The following is a 20,594-nucleotide window of genomic DNA, read 5'->3' on the forward strand; positions in this document are numbered from 1 at the left end:
ACGACAAAACACAGCCCCCCGCATGAAGGAAAATTGATAGGCCAGAAGGGAGGAAATCCACCAAATCTATCTTTTAAGTATTTGATTTTTAATTATAAATAACGAACAAAGCGGTTCAGAAAATCACGCCCCCTGACATCTCTTTCAAGCGTTGCAAAACCGTCACACAGCCAGTGGCCCGCCTCTGCTGTGACAGGCCCAAACGAAAACAGCGGCCCCCGAAAGGACCGCTGCACCGGCTGATGTCGGAACGTCTTTTTCAGCTTTCGAAATAGGCAGGATCAAGCCCGCAAAACGCATCGACGGGCGAGACACCTTCAAACGCGCGCTGGCCCATCAAGGCCTCAAGAGTGATTTCCAACATCTTGGGATGCGCCATATAGGCGTTGACGTAGGTGTGGACGCGATTGGCCTCGAAAAGGTGATACGGCCAGCCGAACGACACCATCACACAGGGCAAATCGTTCCAGAACCGCTTCATCGCCTGCTCGAACTGACCGGTCATTCCGCCCCAATCATTCGTGATCGTGCCGCGTGTCAGCAGGCATTCCTCGGCATAGGCATAGAGCAAAAGATCACAGCCCTCGGGATCGACGGGCGTGCCCCAGGCATGTTCGACCACCTCGAATCCGCGCGCGCGCAACAGATCGGCCAGCCCGAGCGGCAAGGGGCGCGTGGTCGAGGCGGGCGGAAAGCCCTTTCCACGGGTCACAAGGCAGATTTTCTTGTAGCGCGCGGGGGTCATCGGCAGCAGGTCGTCGCGGGTTTTGACCAGCGTCGGCGCGCGCTCCAGCACACTCAGGATCGTAGCGCGATCGGCGGCGGGGTCGCGGGGTTCGGGCGTGGAGTCGCGATGCGCGCCAAGCGCTGCTTTGAACGCCAACTGCCGTGCGACCGCCGCGTCCAGACGCGCCCGGGGCAAACGCCCGTCCGCCAGAGCTGCCAGAATCGTGTCAACGTCGCGCGCCAGATCCGGCGCATCGAGAATCACGTCGTTGCCCGCATTCAGCGCGTCGATTACCAAGGCGTCGCGCGGCAAAATTCCACTGATTCCCGCCATCGCTGTCGCATCGGAAATCAACAGGCCATTAAAGCCCAGACGCCCGCGCAACAGGTTTTCGTTCAGCGCAGCGTTGAGCGAGGCCGGAACAAAGGCCGCGGCCCCCTCCACGCCCTCGACTTCGCGCATGTAGGACGGCAGCGCGATATGGGCGGGCATGATGGCCAGAACGCCCGCATCGATCGCCGCGCGGTACAGCGTGCCAAAACTCGCCTCCCACTGCGCAAACGACAGGGGGTTTACGGTGGTGACAAGGTGCTGGTCGCGCGGGTCATAGCCTTCGCCGGGCCAATGTTTGGCCGTCGCGCCGATCCCTTCGCTTTGCAGGCCTTTCAAGGTCGCCAGCGCATGGTCGCGTACCTTTTCAAGGTCAGAGCCGTAGCTGCGCGTCCCCGTAATCGACGAGCGGAACGCCACGTTCAAATCCAGCGCGGGCGTAAAACTCCAGCCCAGCCCATGCGCGCGCGCCTCGCGGGCCATCGCAGCCGCTGCGGCCTGGGTCAATGCGGGATCATTCGCCGCCGAAAAGGCCAGCGGAACGGGGGATGGTGTGGCTTCGATGGGGGTTGTCGAGCTGCCTTCAAGGTCGGTCGAAAACATCACCGGCACTGCGAATTCGCCGTTCAGCCGCGCCAGTTGCGCCCGTTCCTGCGCTGCTGACCCGCCCGCCATGCGGGTGATGAACCCCGGCTGCAAGCCCTTCAGGCGCGCCAGATCGACTTGCGGCCCGAAGGTAAAGACGCAAAACACCAGCGCCGCTTTGGCGCGATCATCCAGCTTTTCGAATGTTTGCGCGACCCACTCCCGGGACGCCGCATCCAGATGAAAGGGTGCTTTTGCAAACCCTTCCCACAGGTGCTCGGTCGCGCGATCCGCGACCTGTTCGATGCTCTCCACGGTGGTCTCCTCCCCTTTTGGTCCCCATCCGGGGTGTTTTTTAGGTTTTAGAAAGCGCGCGCCCATCTGCGAAATTGATTTTTCGGATCATCCCCCATTCGCGGCATCAATACGTCCTGCGCCGCACAACCATTCACGAGAGTGATACTCTTTCCTTTAATCTTTCAATTTTTTGAAATGGTCCAATCCGCCTAGGGTCCAGATGCCAAGGGAGGGCACGAAGCGCTGGAGGAGCGCGTCCCCCGCAGCCTGAACACGATCAATGGAGGATCCCCATGACATCCGCACGGACAGCCACGCGTCTGATGAAAACCTGTACCGCCTGCGTCGCGCTGATCGCCGCTATCGCCGCGACACCCGGCGCGCAGGCCGCAGACCCCGCAAAATCCATCGCCTTTTCGCCCATCGCGCTGGATATTCCCGCAATGCAGGGCCTGTCGGGCGCTGTTGAACATTTTGCACAGGACGCCGGCATCGGCTTTGTGTCCCTCGACCCCAAATTCGACCCCGGTCAACAAGCGCAGCAGCTTTCGCAGGTGATCGAAACCGGCAAGGTGCAGGGCGCGTGGTCCATCGTGATTCGCGCCGCCGCCCTGCGCGGCGTTGTCAAAACCGCCATCGACAAAAACGTGGCCCTCGTGGTCTCAGGGCGTCCCGCCGACTACGGGTTGGACGGTCCGCAACCGGGCATCGCCTTTTCCGACATCAACTATGAGGACTATGGCGCCAGTTTGGCCGATCAACTGGCGCAGTGCATCACCGAAAAGCTCGACGGTTCGGCGCAGGTGCTGTTCTTTGGCGATTCGTCGGGCACGAAAGCCGCAGAACTGACGGATAACGCCGCCAAAGCCGCCCTTGCCAGCGGCGCGCCGCAGGCAAGCATCGTCGCCACAGCGATCAGCCTTGAGCGTTTGGAAAGCCAGCAAAAAGCAGCCCAGATGCTGCAATCCAAACCCGATGCCACGGCCGTTTATGCCGCCAATGATGAAAATGCCATGGGCGCGATCACGGCCTTTCGCGCGGCAGGCAAGGACCTACCCTGTGTCGTGTCGGGCGGCGGGGGCGCAGAGGCGCTCGAGGCTGTGAGCAGCGGCGATCTCTATGCCGTGGCCGGTTTCGATTTCGAAGGCGATGCGCATCAGAATTTCGAAACCCTCGTGTCGATGATGGAGGACCCCACCACGGCGGGCCCGATCCTCGAAATTCCGATTAAAGTCACGAAGTAAGGAGCACTCTCGTGAGTGTCAAACCCCCCATGTCACATGCAAAAACAGGCGGCCCTTTGGGGGCCGCCGCCCCCAAGGCCCCTTTGAAAACCGCCCGCCCATCGTCCGCGGTGCCACGCGATGTGGCGCTGCTGGTGTTTCTGCGCGATCGCGGCATTCTGGTGCTTTGGGCGGTGCTTCTGATCGGCTTTGCCATCTGGAACGCCCCCTATTTTGCCACCGCCAACAACGCGATGCTGATCCTGAGCGCCTCTTCGGTGACGGCCGTTTACGCCGCAGCCGTGGCCATCGGGCTTTTCTCGGGCGCTTTTGACCTTTCGCTGCCCGGTGTGGGGGCTTTGGCTTCCTGCGTCACGGCCGTCGCCTTGCAAAACTTCGGGTTTGCGATCCCGCTGGCCCTCGCGCTTGGGGTGGTCATCGGCGCGCTGTGCGGTTTCGTGAACGGGTGGATTTCGCTCAAGGGGCTCAACCCGTTGATCGTGACCATCGGCACCCTGTCCGTCACCTCCGGCCTGGCGGCCAAAGTCGTCGGCGGCTATTCGATTTACGGGCTGTTCCAGTTGGAATTCATGGGCTCGGCGCGCTATTTCGGCATCCCCTCGCACGCCTTCATCGTTGCCGCCCTCTACATCGGGCTTACCGTTTTCCTGACCCAGACACGTGCGGGTATTCGCATGCGTGCGGTGGGCGGAAACGCCGAAGCCGTGCGCCGTGCGGGTCTTAACGAGCGCCAGTACCGCATGATGGGTTTTGTCTTTTCGGGAACACTTGCGGGCATCGCGGGCATGATGACCATGGCGCTGGTCGGTGAGGCCTCGCCCACCGCCAGTCCGGGGGTCATTTTCACTGCGCTGACAGCCGTTGCGCTGGCCGGTGTGTCCTTGCAGGGCGGGCGCGGATCCTTGCCGCGCGTGTTGATCGGCGCGCTGATCCTGGGGACCATTGCCGACGGTCTGACGATTGCAGGGGTCGAGCCCTATTGGGCGACCGTGTCCACCGGGGCGCTGATGATCGGCGCGCTTTTGCTCGACAAATATCTCACCGAAGCGATTTCAACGCGGCTTGTGCGCATTTCGACGCTCAACGTACATGATGGAGTGAAATGATGGCACATCCTGACTCCCCCCCCGCCCTCGCGCTTGGGGGCATTGCCAAACACTACGGCTATGTCAAAGCGCTCGATGGGGTGGATTTCCACGTGAACGCCGGTGAAATCGTCAGCCTTCTGGGCGACAATGGTGCCGGAAAATCCACCCTGCTCAAGGTGATGTCCGGCGCCCATGCGCCCTCCGAGGGCACGATCCGCATCGACGGCAAACTGGTCACCAAATATACCCCGTCCGTGGCCTCCGATTTGGGGGTGGAAATGGTCTATCAGGACCTCGCGCTGGTCGACACACTGGATATTTCGACCAACCTGCAACTGGGGCGCGAGCCCCTGCGCCCCTTTCCGCTCTCGCTGTTTGGCTTTGTCGACTTTGGCAAAATGCACAAAGCCACCCGCACCCAACTCGACAAGCTTGGCGTGCGCACCGCCCCGCCCGAGCGGGCGGTGGAAATGCTGTCGGGCGGGCAGCGTCAGGTCACGGCGATCTCGCGCGCCGCTGTGCGCTTGTTTGAACGCGGCGGCGGTGTCATTTTGATGGACGAGCCCACGGCGGCGCTCGGATATGAACAAACGCTGATGGTCGAAGCGCTGATCAAACGCATGGCCGCGGCGGGGTTTGCCATCGTTCTGGTGACCCACAACCTGCCGCTGTGCCTGAACGTGTCCGATCGCATCGTCGTGCTCAATCGCGGACGAAAAGTGGCCGATGTGATGCGCGCGCAGGCCGATCACAACAAGATCGTGTCGTGGATCACCGGCGCGGATCGGGCAGAGGAGGCTGTCGCGTGACCGCCCATTCTGCGCCCCCCGCGGCTAGTGTGCAAACCGTCGCGCTCACGCCAACGCTGAACGCCGACCTCTTTGTGCCCACGCAGGGCATCCGGCATCCACTGATTGTCGCGGCCTCGGGGGGCGGGTGGCGGCGCGGCGGGCGCGCGGACCTCAATCACTGGGGGGCGTTTTTCGCCCGACACGGCATCGCCTTTGCCTCGGTGGATTATCGCCGCTCGACCGAGGGGGCGGTGTTTCCGGACAATCTTTGCGACCTTGAAACAGGCATCTGCGCCCTGCACGCACAGGCACAAGACCTCGGGCTGGACGGGGCGCGTATCGCCCTTCTGGGCGCTTCCGCCGGAGCGCATCTGAGCGCCCTCGCCGCCCTTGGCGACCGCCTGCCGCCCCTGCGCGCAATGGCCTGTATTTACGGCCCCTATGATCTGCTCAAGCACTGGCAGGAGGACATCGCCAAATCCCCCGAGCGCAGCGCCAATCTGACCGAGAGGATGCTTGGCTGCGGTCCCTTTGATGACCCCCTGCGCTACCATCGCGCCTCGCCCTTGCGCCAGATCACCACGGCGCGCGCGCTGCCCGTGTTCCTGTCCTGGGGGCTGCTTGATCCGGCGATTGATCCGCAGCAATCGCTGGATTTTGCTCAGGCTCTGCAGCAGGCGGGCTTTCCCGTGCGCCGGCGCGTGTTTCCCGATGCAGGCCATTTCTGGTTTACAGAGGACGATCTGGCCGATCCCCAAACCCATGCCGCAAAGCTTTCGGGCGATTTACTGCGGTTTTTCACCCGCGTTCTGGCCTGACGGGCTGCCTCTCAAGAAAGACCGACATGACACCGCCTGCATCGCCAAGCACAGCCGCGCCCTCACACCACACCCCCGATTGGCCCCGTCTCTGGAAAGGGCACTGGATCTGGGTTGCAGATCCCGGCACATCCCAAGGCAACCCGATTTCGCCCGACCGGCGCGAGCGCCCGCCCGCGCTGGCGCTGTTTCGCAAACCTCTGATACTGGACCGCGTCCCGGACCGCTTTGACGCGCGCCTCACCGCCGACAGCCGCTATCGTTTGCGCGTGAACGGTCGCATCATCGGGCGCGGGCCGGTGCGCGGCCAGCCCCGCCGCCTCAGCTTTGACACCTATGATATTGCGCCCTACCTGCAGACCGGTGCCAATGTCATCGCCCTTGAGGTGCGCTACTACGGGCGGGCCAATTCGCTCTGGATGCCCGCGGTGGGCAATGCCACGCTGGGGCGCAGCGGTGTGGCCGTGTTCGAGGGGCACTACACCGATGCGTCGGGCGCGCAGGTCTGGGTGACCAGCGACGACAGCTGGGCCGCTCAGCTATGTGCGGGGATGCGCGACGATGCCCATGACCCTGACGCCAGTCTGGTGGGGGGCGGCGTTGCGGCCGAAAGTTTTGATGCACGGGGGCGCGCGGGCGACTGGGCGCAGCTCGGCTTTGACGACAGCTCCTGGCCGCGTGCGCTTAAAATCACCCCTATCCACATGGGCGGACCGGGGCGCTCCCGCCCCCCCAGCGACCCCTACGGCGCGCTTTTGCCCCATGGTCTGGCCCCCATGAGCTGTGAAGTCATCGCCCCCCGCAGCGTCACGGTTCAAGCCGCTCAGGGCGCAATCGATACCGCGCTTGCAGCCCCTGCCGCGCGCGTCGAGGCGTCGGTTTTGCAGGCCCAAACCCTGTCCAACCAGTCATGCGCCCTCCCCGCGGCGACGTTGGACAAGGGCGAGCACCACCGCGTGATCGTTGACATGGGCCGCATGGTTGCAGGCTATGTCGCGTTCACCATCGCAGCCGAGCAGGGCGCGCGGCTCGACATCTCCTACCTTGAGGCCCCGATCCGCGAGGCGGCGCATTTTGGCGCCCATGGCGGCACGCGCTATGTGGCGCGCGGCACCCAAGATCACTTTGAAACCTTCGACCGACAGGGCTTTCGCTACGTCGTTCTGATCAGCGACACGGCCTTTACGCTTCAGGACCTGCACTGCATCGAAGCGCTCTATCCCTGGCGCGGAGCGCATGACTTCGTCAGTTCCGATACAGGGCTGGACCGGCTGTATGCGGCGTCCAAACGCACCGTTGCGCTGAATTCATGGGATTGTTTCATCGACTGCCCCTCGCGCGAACAACGCGCCTGGGCGGGCGATAGCGTTGTGCATGTGCTGACCCATCTGGCCTGCAACGATGACATCGCGCTGTGCTGGCGCAACCTTGAACTGGCCGCCTCGCCCCGCAGCGATGGGATTTTGCCCATGAGCGTCGCCGGAGATGTCGAATTTGGCGAAGGCTTCACCATCCCCGACTGGTCGCTGCACTGGCTGCACGCGCTGTTCGAAACCTATCTGCACAGCGGCGATGTCGCGCGCACCCGTGCGCTGATGGGGCCGGCGGAAGGGATTTTGCGCTGGTATCTGCCCTTTCTCGACGACAGCGGGCTGCTCACGGATGTGACCGAGTGGAACCTCGTGGATTGGTCCGCCATCGACACGACCGCAACAAGCGCCGCCCTGAACGGGCTTTGGGCGCGCGGCCTGCGCGAGTTTGCGCAGATGGCGCGGGATCTGGGCGATCTGGGGCGCGCGACATGGGCCCAAGACCTCTACGCCGGGGTGCAGCGCGGCTTTGAGGGGTTTTGGGACGCGGCGCGCGGCCTCTATGTCGACCGCCTTGTCGACGGCGTTTCCCAACCCGCCACCAACCAGATTTCCACCGCCCTTGCTTTGGTGGCAGGGCTGGTGCCCCCTGACCGCCAGCCCCGCGCCGCCGAGGCGATGACGCGCAACCTCGTCGAGCGCAGCTGGCTGTTCAAACGTCCCGAGGATCCGGCCGACGACACCGGCGCGCGGTTCCGCTCGGTCATCACCAGCCGCTTTACCCCCGATTGGGATGTGTCGCGCGACGTGGTGCGCGCCCAGCCTTTCATGAGCTACGTTGTGCATGATGCACTGGCCGTGGCGGGGCGTAGCGACCTTTTGCCTGCGCAGTTGCGCCGCTGGGACAGTCTGATCGCACAGGGGTACGACAGTTTCAACGAAATCTGGACCGGCAACAGCCACGCCCATGGCTGGAGCAGCACCCCCGCGCGCGATCTGGTGGGGCAGGTTCTGGGCGTGCGCCCCGCACAGGCGGGGTTTACCCGCGCGCGTATCGCGCCCTGCCTTGGCGATCTGACGCATCTGCGCGCCAGCGTTCCGACGCCGCAGGGGCCGATTTCCATGCATCTCGAGGGCGGCACCTTGCGGATCGACAGCCCTGTGCCCGTCGATCTCGTGCCCCCGGCGCAGGGCTGGGGGACGCTTGAGGTGATCTGCCCGCAGGCCCTGTCAGCCCCTTAGGCTTTGCGGCGCACCGCCTTCTCGATCCGAGCGTCCGAATTTGAGCAAAACGCCCCAAGGGTCGGAGAGGTAGAATTCGAACATCCCCCAGGGGCGATGCACAAAGGGGCGCAAGCCCGCAACCCCGCGCGCGGTGAATTCGTCGTAAAGCGCGTCGATGCCACCGCCGCGGATGTAGCAACTGCTTTCGGTTGCGCGCCCGTCCCGCACATCGGGCGGGCAGAAATGCAACTCGATCCCGCTGCGGCGCAGGATCAGGTAATCGGGCGTCACCCGTTCGGGCACAAAGCCAAGCTGCGTCTCATAAAACGCCTGTGTGCCGTCCAGATCGGGGGAGCGTAGAACCGGAAGAACGCTGAGGTCGGGGGCGCTCATGACAGGCTCCCCTGCCCCAAAGATAGACCCGCCGATTGACTGGGCGATTGACCCGTGGCTTGGGGCAAAATCCACGTTCCGCCAAAGGGCGGCGGCGTGTTGGTGCGCAGCGCACAGCCATAGCAGGCCGACAGGTCGCGGTCCGTCAGCACCTCCTGGGGCGCACCGCTGGCGCGCACCTGCCCTGCCCCCAACAGCGTGACGTGATCGGCAAACATCGCCGTCAGGTTGAGGTCATGCATCACCGCAACCACCCCGCCGCCCGCTTGCGCATAATCATGCGCAAGCTGCATCACGATCAACTGATGCCCGATATCCAGCGCCGACACCGGTTCGTCCAGAAACAGCCACCGCGGCGCGCCCTCCAGGACCGGCTCCCAGATCTGCACAAGGACGCGTGCCAGATGCACGCGCTGGCGCTCGCCGCCCGACAGATCCTGCACCAGACGGCTTTCGAAACCCGCCAGTCCAACCCGCGCCAGCGCCGCCTGCGGTAGGGTTGCCTGCGCCTGCGGGCAGGCAGTGGCAAGCCCCGCTGTCAGCCCCAGACGCACCAGTTCCAGAACGGTGAAGGGAAAGGCGACACTGCCCGATTGTGGCAGGACCGCGCGCAGGCGGGCCAGTTCGACGGGACGCAGGCTGGCGGTCTCGCGCCCGTTGATCCAGACCTTGCCGCTATGGGCGACGTCGCCGGTCAAGGCGCGCAACAGCGTCGTCTTGCCCGAGCCGTTGGGGCCGACAATGGCCGTCAACTGACCGGCCTGTGCGCTAAAATCCACACCGTTGAGCGCCGTATGGCGCCCGAAGCGCACGCGCAGTTTGCTGGCGGTAATCGAGGTCTCAGACATCCGACAGACTCCTGTTTTTCAACAAAATCCACATAAAGACAGGCCCGCCCAGAATGGCTGTCACGATCCCGATGGGCAGTTCGGCAGGCGCAACAACAACGCGGCTGACCATATCGGCAAGCAACAGCACCACCGCCCCCAGCAGGGCGGCATTGGGCAAGAGGTTGCGGTGTTCGGGCCCCTGCACAAGGCGCAGCAGATGCGGCACGACGATGCCGACAAACCCGATGCCGCCGGTGATCGCAACGCAGGCCCCCACCGAGCCTGCCACCGACAGGATGGCAACGCGTTTCATCATCTGGGTGTCGATGCCCATGTGGCTGGCGACGGCCTCGCCCAGCGCCAGAGCATCCAGCGCGCGGGCCAGAAAGGGGGCAACGAAGAGGCTTGCAAGGATCAGCGGCGCGGCCGCCCAGAGTTTCGCCCAAGTGGCACCCGCCACCGATCCCATGCCCCAAAAGGTCAGGTCACGCAGCTGGCTGTCATCGGCTTTGTACACGATGATCCCGGTGATCGCGCCCGTCAGCGCCCCCAACGCGATGCCCGCGAGCAACATCGTCGCCACCGAGGTCCGCCCGCCGCGCGTTGCGATCCGGTACAGCACCAGCGTGCTCGCCCAGCCACCCAAAAAGGCCGAAAACGGCACAAGGTAGGCCCCGCTTGCGACCTGCACCGCAAGTGGCAACAGCCCGCCCAAAACGATGGCCGCCACCGCGCCAAGCCCTGCCCCCGCGCTGACACCGACCAATCCGGGATCTGCGAGCGGATTGCGAAACAACCCCTGCATCACCGCCCCCGCCACCGCCAGCGCCGCCCCCACAAGCGCCGCCGTCATCACCCGCGGCATGCGGATATCCCAAATGATCGTCACATCGCGCGCCGAGGCGGTTGCGAGGCCGAATTTGGTCAAAAGCCCCCCCCAGACATCGGTATCCGAGGCCGCGCCGCCGCCCAGCCCAAGCACCATCGAAAGCCCCAGCGCCACGATCAGCCCGATGCGCACAACGCGCGCGCGGGCCCGCCGGTCGCCGCTTTGGCGTGCGGATGGGAACGGCGGGGCGATGCTTGCGAGGGCCATCAGTTCACCGAGCGCCCGACAGCATCCGCCAGCGCCGCGTGCAAGCCGGTCGCAAATTGTGCCGTGCGCGGGCCAAAGCCCAGAGCGCTGGGCGCGACCAGCACGAAGGCAGCGTTGCGGCCTGCGGGCGTCAAGGCGATGGCAGGCAGGGCCAGAACCTCGGCGCGGCGCGCGTCATGCGCGCTATCGGCCGCGGGGTCGGTGTCTTCCATCATCACGATGACATCCGGTGCGGCGGTGATAATCGCCTCGTCGGACATGATCTTATAGCCCTGATAGGCGGCGCCCATGACATTTTGCGCCCCCGCGAGCGCGAGGATGCCATCGGCCCCTGTGCCCCCGCCCGCCACATTCAACCTGCCTGCCTGATTGGACAGGATGAACATGGCGCGCGGGGCGTCTTCAAGGGCCTGGGCGGCGTTGCGATCCGCCAGCGCCTTGAATTGCTGTGTGACCTCTGCGGCCAGCGCGTCGGATTTCTCCGGCACGCCCAGCGCCGCGCCCACGGTATGAATGGCCTCCACGACCGCCTCCGCGCTAAACCCGTCGTGCACAGCAACCACCGGCACCGACGCGGCGCGCAACTGGTCGAGCACCTCGGGCGGGCCGGCTGTGTCGCGCGTGAGGATCAGATCGGGGTTCACCGACAGAACGCCCTCGGCGGAGAGCTGGCGCATGTAGCCCACATCGGGCAAGGCGGTGACGTCTTGGGGAAAGGTCGAGGTGGTGTCACGCGCGACAACCCGCGCGCCCTCGCCCAGCGCATAGATGATTTCGCTGACGGGACCGCCGATGGACACGATACGCTGCGCCGCAGCAGTGTTTTGGGCCTGCGCCCCCCCAAGGCCAAGCGGGGCGGCAAGCAGCGCCGCAAGGATCAGCTGTTTCATTGTGCCGCCACCGCTGCGGGGACAAGCGCATCGACGATGCCCTGCCAGACCGACAGATCACCGGCGTCATCGCGCTGGCCAAAGCATTGGAAAATAAGCCCGCCCTCGGCATCAAACGCCTCAAGCGAAATCGCCGGTCCCCGTTTGGTCGGCTTGTCCACCACAAACACCTGCGCGATGTGGTCGGCGCGCAGATGCAGGTTGAACTGCGGATCCATCACGTTGATCCACGGCCCCATCACCTTGATGGTGTCGAGCCTGCCCCAGTGGATCTGGATATTGCCCGGATTGCCGACAAAGAGGATGACTTTCTGACCGGCTGCCGCCACCGCGTGGAAAAACGGCTCCACCGCCGCCAGCGGAACGGGGCGCGCAAAGGGCGCACCGGCCACAAGATAGGCCCCCAGCCGGTTCATCCCCAAACGCGCGGTGATGCGGTTGAACTGGTGGGTGTCGCTCATGCCCTTCCATTCGTCGATCAACACGTCACGCTTGTCTTCGTTGACCTTTGGCCCTTCGGTGGGCGCAGAGGGCGTGACGGTGATCGCGTCGGATTGATCCTCGAGGCGCAGCCGGGCAACCAGCGGTTCCCATGCCTCAAGGGTAGAGGACTCGCGCAGGTGGATTTTCTGCAGGGCATCGCCTGCAAAATCGAAAAACTGCAACGAGCGGCGGACGCCATTGTCCGTTTGCTTTTCAACCGCGAAGCCGAAGGCCCAATGTTTGGGGAAAATCCGCGTGTCGATATCGGGCCCCAGCACCATCGAGGCATGCGGGCCAGCGCGGTAGTCTTCAAAGGTGCCCACACGTTCGTGCACACAGGACGCGTTGCGCGTCAGGGCCATCACCTCGCCCAGCGCCTTGACGGCGGGCATGACCGCATCCGGATGCGCAACGATCCGGGTCACGCTTTGCGCGCCGCTTTGGGCGCTCAACGGCTGACCTGTGTAGCTTGCGACAAGCTGGGCCTCGCAAATCCCGAGGCTTTGGGCAAAATCGCGGTCACGGGTTTGGGGTGCCTGCGCGCGGGCGGCGCGGATTTCAGCGGCAGTCATTTGGGCCTGTGTCATGGCAAGGGTGCTCCGATGGCAAATCTGGGGGTGGCGCGCCGGATCGGGCGCGCCGCAAGATCAAGACCTTAAAAGGTTTTGGACAGGCTCAGTTTGAGGCTGCGCCCCGTGGCGTTGCGCGTGCTCAGGTAGGGGCGATAGGTTTCGTCAAACAGGTTTTCGACCGTTGCGCGAAACTCGATGCCCTCTGCCAGACCGGCGTTGGGGGTGTAGCCCGCCGAAACCGTGTAGACCGTATAGGCCTGCGAGGGCACCGTTCCGGGGTAATAGGTGGCGTTGGTATCGGGGGTGCGGTTCTGCGCCCAGGCGTGTTTGGCCTCCACCGACAGATCAAGTTGTTCGGCCAGCATTTTCTTGCCCAGCGTCACCTGTAGCGCATCGGCGGGGGCCCATTTGTAATCCTCATCCGTCCCGTTGATCGTGCCCCGTGTACGGGCCGCGTTCACATCGGCGTAAAAGGACGGATGCACGTAGGACAGTTCGACTTCAGCCCCCTTCAGGCGCGCAGAGTCCACGCCCGAATAGGTGGTGCCATCCCAGATCGCGGTGTCAAAGGCGGTGAATTTTGCCCGCAGCGCATCGCTGCCGGTCAGCACGCTTACCGCATCATAGGACAGGCCCAGTTCAAAGGTGCGCGCCTTTTCGCTTTGTTCGCGATAGGCATCCGAGCGCAGATCGTCGAGGATAGGCAGGTTTTCGTTATAGGCCGCCGAACCGAAGACCGCCAGATCGGGGGTCAGTTCGTAGCGCGCCGACAGCGCGCCAGTGGTGGCTTTTGCACGGTAGGTTGCGCCATCGGGGACACCGTAAACGGTGGTATAGCTGACGGCGTCGTAATCATTCCCCTCCGAGCGCAGCGTTTGCTCTTCGTAGCGCAGTTGCGGGGTCAGCGTCAGCTTGTCGCCCAGCGCAATTTCATCCGTCACATAGAGCGAGAAACTGGTGTCATAGCCGCCCGGGGCAGAGGCATCGTTATAGCCGATGTAATCGCCCGCCAAGAGGGTCGAGGACCGTTCGCGCTGCTTGACCTCCACCCCGGTGAGCAGGCTGTGGCCCAAAGCGCCCGTGGCAAACCGCGCCTCGTTTTCCAGACGCAATGCGTAGGTCTCGGTGCTGTGATCGGCATTGTAGATGCCGCTGGTCGATGTCCCGGCCACATCGAAGATACGCATGTCTTCTTTCTTGTAGGTCAGCCGCGCTTCGACATTGATCAGGTCGTTGTCGATCGGGTTGTAGCGGTAGGCAAGATAGGCGGTGCTATCCTTGGTCTCGCGATCCACAAGCGTATCCGACCAGCTCGGAAGATAGGCGTTATAGGGCACATCGTATTCGGGCACCTCGTTGTAGGACACCGAGAACGTCAGCTTGTGCGCGTCGTTAAAGGCATAGTTTGCCTTCAACAGCGCCGAAGGCTGGTCGAAACCGGTGGCATCCTGCGTGGTGCCGCTGCCGTCCTTGCGATCTCCCACCGAGCGGTAGCCCAGAAAGGCAATCACATCGAGCTTGGAATCGGGCGCAAACGCAAGGATCGTGGAGGTCGAATAACCGTTGCCGTTGCTCTCGTAGCCCAGTTTCTGGCGCAGCGCGAAGGTGTCGTCGCCGTCCAGAAAATCGGACGCCTCCTTGGTTTCGGCCTCGATCGTGCCGCCAATGGCCCCCGAGGAATAGCGGAAACTTTCCGCCGGTCCCCGCGTCACGGTGACAGTGCGAAACAGCTCGGGCTCCAGGGCCATCATCGCGCCGTTGCGATAGATTTCCTCGGCCCCGCTGGCCACCCCATCCACCACAACCGCCACTTTGCCGTCCGTGCCATAGGTACCCGATTGCGTTCCCAGGCCGCGGATCGACACGGCCGCACCTTGCGGCTGCGACCCGTTCACCAGCGCCACATTGGGCACGCTATCAAGCAGCTCGGCCATGCTCGACGCCTGGCGCGCATCGATTTCCTCTTGCGTGATCACCGTCACGGAGTCGGCCGTGTCGGTTTGAATGCCACGGCGGCTTTCGCCGATGACAATGGTGCCCAGAAACATGTCCTCGACGTCTTGGGCAAGAGCGGGAAGGGCGCAAAGCGGCAGCGCTGCGAGCACAACTGTGCTCGCCAGCAGGCGGGAGCGAGTGTTCATGTAAAGTCCTATTGGCGTCAGGGGGTATCGCTGGCTGCCACAGGGTCTTGGGTGCTCGCTCTTTCGAGGGAGGGTTAAAACATCTGACTGTTTTAATCAAGTATTATCGCGCAACCCAAGACAAATTATTTTTGCGACAGACCCCATAGGAAACCGCCCGTCTCCCGCACGAAAACCACGCGCAGAAGAACAGCAAAAACCACACGAAATCGCATGTGAACTCTGGATTTTAAAGAGAGTTAAATGGTGCCCAGGGGCGGAATCGAACCACCGACACGAGGATTTTCAATCCACTGCTCTACCCCTGAGCTACCCGGGCACGGGATGCGAAGCTGGCCGTTTGGCCGTAGCGTCGCTTGGGTTGCGGTGTAATAGTCGCGCCTTGGGACGGTGTCCAGAGGGAAAGCGCAGTTTTTAGTGTGGTTTTTTCGCTCCATCCGCTGCGCGCTCTTCCGCCTCGGCTTCGAGGGCTTCCAAGAGGGCGCGCTGCACTTCGTCGGGATCCTCTTCGCGCGCGCTCGGGACGGCGTAGCCGCCGTTGAACCAGCGGGCCAAGTCGATATCGGCACATTTCTTCGAGCAAAACGGGCGATAGGACGCATCCGTTTCCTTCTGGCAGATCGGACAGCTCATGCCAGCGCCGCGATCAGGGGCAGGCGCTCGCGCTTGCGTTGCAATTCATACAGGCCCAGCGGCGTCCAGCCCGCCATCACCGTTTCTGTGCCGTCCTCTTTGAGGGCCGCGCGCAGCACGGATTCAAAAACACGGCGTTCCTTTTTGGGCATGGGCGCAAGATCGAGGGTGATCTGCCCTGCAAGCCCGCGCAGACGCAACTGACGCGGCAAATCGCGCGCCAGAGCGATATTGGCCTTCAGACCTGCTGCTTGGGAAAAATCACCGCCGGTGTTCACATCCACCGCCACCAGCGCGCGGGTCGGCTCGATGAAGGCAAAGGCCCCGCCCCCCAGACCAACGCGGATATCGAGCACCTTGTCGATCAATTCGAGCACACCGTGGTTTTCAAAGGCATCGGGGCCATCGTCAAACACTTCGGCCTGTGGCCAGTCGCGCCATGCCAGATCCCAGGCATCGGGACCATCGACCAGCAATTCCGGCTCCCCCGTGGTGTCGGCCAGCACGGCCTCGGCCAATTCGCGCATCGCCAGAATGTCTTCGGAGACCGTTTCATCCGACGCCCCCTCGCAGGCCGAGCGCAGGATCAGGCCCAGCGCTTCCGGGGCATCCTCCATCGCGGCGGTGGCAAGGTCGTGCAAGCGCAGGCGCTCGTCTTCGTCCTCGATGCTGCGCGAGATGTTGAGGCCGGGTGCATCGGGGGTCACGATGGCGAATTTCGACTTGAACAGCAGACGGGTCGTCACCGGCACCGCCTTGCCGTCTTCGGCGTAATGCGACACCTGCACCAGCATCGGCGCATTGGGTTTGAGGCCTTTGGAGCCACGCAGATAGGCGGTCTCGCCCTCGGGCAGGTCCAAAAGCGCCCCCCCCATCCCCTTGAGAAGCCGCCCGCCGCGCGCGCGAAAAATCGCGCCGGGGGCCGGGGCCGCATCCTCGGGCAAATCGATGAGCAGGTCTTCGAGTTTGCCATCGACGATGCGCGCGGCAATCCGTTGTTCTTCCCAAACGCCCAAGGCGATGACACTGCCCTTCATGATCTCAATCCTGTCTGTAAAGCGGGTAACCGGCGGCGGTCAAAAGTGTTGCGGTTTCGGCCAAAGGCAGGCCCATCACCGCAGAATAGCTGCCTTGAATCCACGGCAGAAACGCGCCCGCAGGCCCTTGAATGCCATAGGCGCCCGCCTTGCCCTGCCAATCGTTGGACGCCAGATAGGCGTTCAATTCCATGTCCGAGAGGCGCTTCATCTGGACGGTGGTGACAACATCGCGTTGCCACAGCTGATCGCCCCGCTTGACCGCCACGGCGGTGATCACGCGGTGACGCCGCCCCGACATCAGGGTCAGGAACTGCGCCGCTTCTTTTTCATCGGCCGGTTTGCCCAGAATACGCCGCCCCAACGCAACTGTGGTATCGGCACACAGAACGATTTCTTGCGCAGTCGCCTCGATCACGGCGGCCTTTTCGCGGGCCATCCGGATGCAATAGGGGCGTGGCAATTCGCCCTTGTGCGGGGTCTCGTCAATGTCGGGAGAGCGGATCTCGTCGGGCTCAGCGCCCAATGTCGCCAAAAGTTCTTTGCGGCGCGGGCTGCCTGAGCCGAGGATCAATCGCATGTCAAACCGTTCATTTTACAGCCAAAAGACCCGAAGGTCTTTTGCAAGCGTCCCTTAGCGGAAGCGGTAATTGATCCGACCCTTGGTCAAATCGTAGGGCGTCATTTCGACTTGGACTTTGTCCCCTGCCAGAACGCGGATGCGGTTTTTGCGCATCTTGCCTGCCGTGTGAGCGATGATCGTATGGCCGTTTTCCAGCTCGACCAGGAATGTCGCATTCGGCAGGAGTTCCTTAACGACACCGGGAAATTCGAGCATTTCTTCCTTGGCCATGTTCACTCCATAGTTGTTCCACCCGTGAAACAGTCGGGCGAGCAGTAGATGCGCTTTTGCGGGGGGTTTTTCAAGCACGATTCAACGCGATTTATAAGATCGCGTGCTTGTAAGCATCAGTTTTGTCGAATTTGACCCAAGCGACAGGTGTATTCAAGGGCTTGCCTGCGCATTCGGGGGCTTTTGCGCGCCACAAACCCTGCTTTGGTTCAGCCTGCGCCTGCGCTATCGGGGGGCGGGGCCGAAGCGCTCGGCGATACGCTGTGCGATCTGGTCGCGAGTCTGGCGGTAGGCATCAAGTTTGGCCTCCCGCCCCTCCCCCATGCCCGTGGGGTCCATGATCGGCCAATATTCCACCTCAAGGTGGAAAAACCGCGTTAATTCCAGTGCCATACGCTGGCTGGCGGGCGAAAGGGCGATGACGACATCATAGCTGGAGATATCGTCGCCCCAGTCCTGCATTTCCTCAAAAGACCGCGCCTGATGGCGTGACAACTCGACGCCGAGTTCGTGACAAACGGCGACCGCGAAGCCATCCACGTCCATATCATTGCGCACGCCCGCGGATTGGACGTAAAGCGTTTGGCCGTAAATTTTTTTCATCAACCCCTCGGCCATGGGCGAGCGGACCGCGTTGTGGTCACAGCAAAACAGCACCGAGGTGGGCAGGGTTTGCGGCAATCCTCAGCCTCCCCAGTGCAAAACGCAGATCAGGGTGAACAAGCGGCGCGCCGTGTCGATATCGACCACGGCCTTGCCCTCAAGGCGTTCTTGCAGCACGCGCGCGCCCTCGTTGTGGATGCCGCGGCGCGCCATATCTATGGCTTCGATATGGCTGGGGGGCAGTTTCTTGACCGCGTCGAAATAGCTTTCGCAAATCTGGAAATAGTCTTTCACCACCTGACGGAACGGCCCCAGAGACAGATGGAATTCCGCAACCTGCGTGCCGCTTTCCTCGGAAAGGTCAAACACGAGGCGCCGCTCGCGGATACATAGCAGCAGCTTGAACGGCCCTTTGGCCAGGCTGCGGTCCGCGCGCGTGGGCAGATCGAAACTGTTGTCCTCCAGCAGGTCGAAAATGGCGACCTTGCGTTCCTGTTCGATCTCCGGCGTCGGGGCAGCAAGCCCCGTGTCGTCGATCTCGATGGCCACCAGTTTACTCATGATGTCTCCAGCGCTTGCCCTTTTGGGTCACGTATTTGGGTCACGTATCGGTGGTGATATCGTCCCAGTCCTGACCGAGCGATCCGATCAGCCAATTGAATGCGTAATGCCGCTCGTAGACAACCCCTTGATCGAGGTTGGACGGCGGATGCCGTTTATTCAGCCGCGCGTTCCTTACCGCCCAGTGATAGCGATAGGCAAGATCGGCCGCGTCGAGGATATCACCCGCAGGTCGCATTTTGGCCTGCACTTGCAGCCCCTCGCGCCCGAGGCGACTGAGCAGCCGCCCCATCCGCGGCGCATGAACCGCTTCGGCAGGATAGGGCAGCGCGTCCCCGAACCCGCAGGCCCAAAGCAGCACGTTGACCCCCTCATAGCGCCACACAAAGCGCGCACAGGTCGCATCATCGGGCGCGGGGTCCGCGATAAAGGCGCGTTCGGCGGCCGTGAACAGATCGTCGGCGTGATATTGTTCGACCAGCTCGGCCACCAGATCGATGTCGCGCGTTTCCCCCAGCACGGCACAGATCATTGCCCCGATCGCACGACCCGCCACTTGCGGGGCTTTGCGCAGCGTGATCTGCGCCGCGCCATCGAGGGGAGGCAGAATGTCAAACACGGGCACGGCTTCGCTGCGCAGCTGCGCAATCGAGCGGGCTTTGCGGGCCTCGGTTTCCGGGAGCGGCCTGGCGCGCAGACGCGATAGCAGGCGCATGTCAGACGGCATCCGGCCCGTTCAGCCGATCCAGACGGGCGCGCACCGACAACCCGTGCGCTTGCAGGCTTTCGGATTGCGCCAGACGTTCGGCACTTGGGCCAATCGCCGCCAGCGCCTGCGGCGTCATCTGCGCCAGCGTGGTGCGTTTCATGAAATCAAGCACCGAGAGTCCCGACGAAAACCGCGCCGAACGGGCGGTGGGCAAGACGTGGTTCGGCCCGCCGATGTAGTCGCCAATGGCCTCGGGCGTCCATGCACCCAGAAAAATCGCGCCCGCGTGGGTGATGTTGCGACTAAGAGCCACCGGATCGGCCACGCAGAGTTCAAGGTGCTCGGGCGCGATGCGATCCGACAGCTCCACGGCTTTGTCGAGACTATCCACGACGATCACCGCCCCGAAATCTTCCCAGCTTTTGCCCGCAATCTTGCGCCGCTCCAGCGTTTCGAGACGTTTGGCCACGGCCTGCGCCACGGCCTCTCCGAAGGCGGCATCATCGGTGATCAGGATCGATTGCGCGCTTTCGTCGTGCTCGGCCTGCGACAGCAAATCCACCGCGATCCAGTCGGGGTCATTGTCCTTGTCGGCAATCACCAGAATCTCCGACGGGCCCGCGATCATGTCGATGCCGACCTTGCCGAACACGCGCCGCTTTGCGGCGGCGACAAAGGCATTGCCCGGACCGGTGATCTTATCGACGGGGGCAATGGTTTGGGTGCCATAGGCCAGCGCCGCAATCGCCTGTGCACCGCCGATGCGGTAGATTTCATCGACCCCTGCGATGCGCGCGGCCAAAAGCACCAGCGGGTTGGTCACGCCATCCGGCGTTGGCACGGTGATGGCCAGTCGGCCCACGCCCGCAACCTTGGCAGGAATCGCGTTCATCAGCACCGAAGACGGGTAGGACGCCAAACCGCCGGGCACATACAGCCCCGCGGCCGACACCGCAGACCACCGCCAGCCAAGGGTCGCGCCCGTCGCGTCGGTCCAGCTTTCATCCTTGGGCAACTGGCGTTCGTGATAGGCGCGGATGCGCGCGGCGGCCAGTTCCAGTGCAGCGCGGTCTGCGTCGCTCACTTTGGCGCATTCGGCCGCAATTTCGGCCTCGCTAAAGCGCATCTGCGCAGGGGCGATCGCCATCCGGTCGAATTTCGCCGTCAATTCCAGCACAGCCGAATCGCCGCGCGCCCGCACATCCGCAATGATGGCGGCAACGGCAGTGTCCACGTCAGGGCTGTCCTCGCGCTTCATTCCCAAAAGGGCGGTAAAGCGGGCCTCGAAATCAGCGTCGGTTTGGGACAGAAAATGCGGCATGGATGTCTCCTTTGCGGCAGACTTACCGTCCGCGCGCGCGCTACTCAAGCGCGCAAGA

At 63.2% G+C, this 20,594-nt stretch carries 20 protein-coding genes and 1 tRNA gene; 5 read left to right on the top strand and 16 right to left on the bottom strand.

What is annotated here, in order from left to right:
- Positions 1–259: 259 nt before the first annotated feature.
- On the bottom strand, positions 260–1,957 hold the full coding sequence (locus AQS8620_RS13380) for a glycoside hydrolase family 3 protein (protein WP_159453250.1): 1,698 nt from the start codon (positions 1,955–1,957) through the stop codon (positions 260–262).
- A 275-nt stretch (positions 1,958–2,232) separates the two neighbouring features.
- On the opposite strand from AQS8620_RS13380, the gene AQS8620_RS13385 reads away from it, so the two are divergent.
- Genes AQS8620_RS13385 through AQS8620_RS13405 form a run of 5 tightly spaced genes read left to right on the top strand, consistent with a single transcriptional unit; the run spans position 2,233 to position 8,432 of the window.
- Positions 2,233–3,183, top strand: a complete 951-nt coding sequence (locus AQS8620_RS13385; RefSeq protein ID WP_085837451.1) for a sugar ABC transporter substrate-binding protein — start codon at positions 2,233–2,235, stop codon at positions 3,181–3,183.
- Between the two features lie 11 nt (positions 3,184–3,194).
- On the top strand, positions 3,195–4,289 hold the full coding sequence (locus tag AQS8620_RS13390) for an ABC transporter permease (RefSeq protein ID WP_085837452.1): 1,095 nt from the start codon (positions 3,195–3,197) through the stop codon (positions 4,287–4,289).
- Complete coding sequence (locus AQS8620_RS13395) at positions 4,289–5,080, top strand: ATP-binding cassette domain-containing protein (RefSeq protein WP_159453251.1); 792 nt, start codon at positions 4,289–4,291, stop codon at positions 5,078–5,080. Before AQS8620_RS13390 ends, AQS8620_RS13395 begins: the two co-directional genes overlap by 1 nt.
- Positions 5,077–5,880 carry an alpha/beta hydrolase gene (locus AQS8620_RS13400; protein ID WP_159453252.1) on the top strand — a complete coding sequence of 268 codons (804 nt, stop codon included), beginning with the start codon at positions 5,077–5,079 and terminating at the stop codon, positions 5,878–5,880. The genes AQS8620_RS13395 and AQS8620_RS13400 overlap by 4 nt, the downstream gene beginning before the upstream one ends.
- A gap of 26 nt (positions 5,881–5,906) precedes the next feature.
- Positions 5,907–8,432 (top strand): family 78 glycoside hydrolase catalytic domain, encoded by a 2,526-nt coding sequence (locus AQS8620_RS13405; RefSeq protein ID WP_085837458.1) that lies wholly within the window; start codon positions 5,907–5,909, stop codon positions 8,430–8,432.
- On the opposite strand, the gene AQS8620_RS13410 is transcribed toward AQS8620_RS13405, so the two are convergent.
- The 15 genes from AQS8620_RS13410 to hisD all read right to left on the bottom strand — a co-directional run bounded on the left by AQS8620_RS13410 (position 8,421) and on the right by hisD (position 20,536).
- Positions 8,421–8,807, bottom strand: coding sequence for a bleomycin resistance protein (locus tag AQS8620_RS13410; RefSeq protein ID WP_085837460.1), 387 nt, complete (start codon positions 8,805–8,807; stop codon positions 8,421–8,423). The genes AQS8620_RS13405 and AQS8620_RS13410 overlap by 12 nt on opposite strands.
- Positions 8,804–9,655, bottom strand: coding sequence for a heme ABC transporter ATP-binding protein (locus AQS8620_RS13415; protein ID WP_085837462.1), 852 nt, complete (start codon positions 9,653–9,655; stop codon positions 8,804–8,806). The genes AQS8620_RS13410 and AQS8620_RS13415 overlap by 4 nt, the downstream gene beginning before the upstream one ends.
- On the bottom strand, positions 9,648–10,733 hold the full coding sequence (locus tag AQS8620_RS13420) for a FecCD family ABC transporter permease (protein WP_085837464.1): 1,086 nt from the start codon (positions 10,731–10,733) through the stop codon (positions 9,648–9,650). Before AQS8620_RS13420 ends, AQS8620_RS13415 begins: the two co-directional genes overlap by 8 nt.
- On the bottom strand, positions 10,733–11,623 hold the full coding sequence (locus AQS8620_RS13425) for a heme/hemin ABC transporter substrate-binding protein (RefSeq protein ID WP_085837466.1): 891 nt from the start codon (positions 11,621–11,623) through the stop codon (positions 10,733–10,735). The genes AQS8620_RS13420 and AQS8620_RS13425 overlap by 1 nt, the downstream gene beginning before the upstream one ends.
- Positions 11,620–12,693: a hemin-degrading factor gene (locus AQS8620_RS13430; protein ID WP_085837468.1), complete on the bottom strand. Its 1,074-nt coding sequence runs from the start codon at positions 12,691–12,693 to the stop codon at positions 11,620–11,622. Before AQS8620_RS13430 ends, AQS8620_RS13425 begins: the two co-directional genes overlap by 4 nt.
- Before the next feature lie 68 nt (positions 12,694–12,761).
- A complete protein-coding gene (locus AQS8620_RS13435) occupies positions 12,762–14,819 on the bottom strand; it encodes a TonB-dependent receptor domain-containing protein (RefSeq protein ID WP_085837469.1) in 2,058 nt (685 codons plus the stop codon).
- A 244-nt stretch (positions 14,820–15,063) separates the two neighbouring features.
- Positions 15,064–15,138, bottom strand: a tRNA-Phe gene (locus tag AQS8620_RS13440).
- A gap of 95 nt (positions 15,139–15,233) precedes the next feature.
- Entirely contained in the window at positions 15,234–15,452 is a 219-nt protein-coding gene (locus AQS8620_RS13445) for a DNA gyrase inhibitor YacG (RefSeq protein WP_085837471.1), read from the bottom strand.
- Positions 15,449–16,489, bottom strand: coding sequence for a ribonuclease E/G (locus AQS8620_RS13450; RefSeq protein WP_085837473.1), 1,041 nt, complete (start codon positions 16,487–16,489; stop codon positions 15,449–15,451). The genes AQS8620_RS13445 and AQS8620_RS13450 overlap by 4 nt, the downstream gene beginning before the upstream one ends.
- A gap of 4 nt (positions 16,490–16,493) precedes the next feature.
- Positions 16,494–17,069: a Maf family protein gene (locus tag AQS8620_RS13455; RefSeq protein WP_085837475.1), complete on the bottom strand. Its 576-nt coding sequence runs from the start codon at positions 17,067–17,069 to the stop codon at positions 16,494–16,496.
- A gap of 54 nt (positions 17,070–17,123) precedes the next feature.
- Positions 17,124–17,342, bottom strand: coding sequence for a translation initiation factor IF-1 (gene infA / locus AQS8620_RS13460; RefSeq protein WP_009573923.1), 219 nt, complete (start codon positions 17,340–17,342; stop codon positions 17,124–17,126).
- A gap of 225 nt (positions 17,343–17,567) precedes the next feature.
- On the bottom strand, positions 17,568–18,023 hold the full coding sequence (locus AQS8620_RS13465) for an arsenate-mycothiol transferase ArsC (RefSeq protein ID WP_085837477.1): 456 nt from the start codon (positions 18,021–18,023) through the stop codon (positions 17,568–17,570).
- Positions 18,024–18,026: 3 nt separating this feature from the next.
- The gene (locus AQS8620_RS13470) at positions 18,027–18,506 is read right to left on the bottom strand and encodes a UPF0262 family protein (RefSeq protein WP_085837479.1); all 480 of its coding nucleotides are present in this window, start codon (positions 18,504–18,506) and stop codon (positions 18,027–18,029) included.
- 40 nt (positions 18,507–18,546) lie between these two features.
- Positions 18,547–19,221: a DUF4272 domain-containing protein gene (locus AQS8620_RS13475; protein WP_159453253.1), complete on the bottom strand. Its 675-nt coding sequence runs from the start codon at positions 19,219–19,221 to the stop codon at positions 18,547–18,549.
- Position 19,222: 1 nt separating this feature from the next.
- Positions 19,223–20,536 carry a histidinol dehydrogenase gene (hisD, locus tag AQS8620_RS13480; protein ID WP_085837483.1) on the bottom strand — a complete coding sequence of 438 codons (1,314 nt, stop codon included), beginning with the start codon at positions 20,534–20,536 and terminating at the stop codon, positions 19,223–19,225.
- Between the last annotated feature and the right edge of the window lie 58 nt (positions 20,537–20,594).

The organism is Aquimixticola soesokkakensis (assembly GCF_900172375.1).
Lineage (GTDB): Bacteria > Pseudomonadota > Alphaproteobacteria > Rhodobacterales > Rhodobacteraceae > Aquimixticola > Aquimixticola soesokkakensis.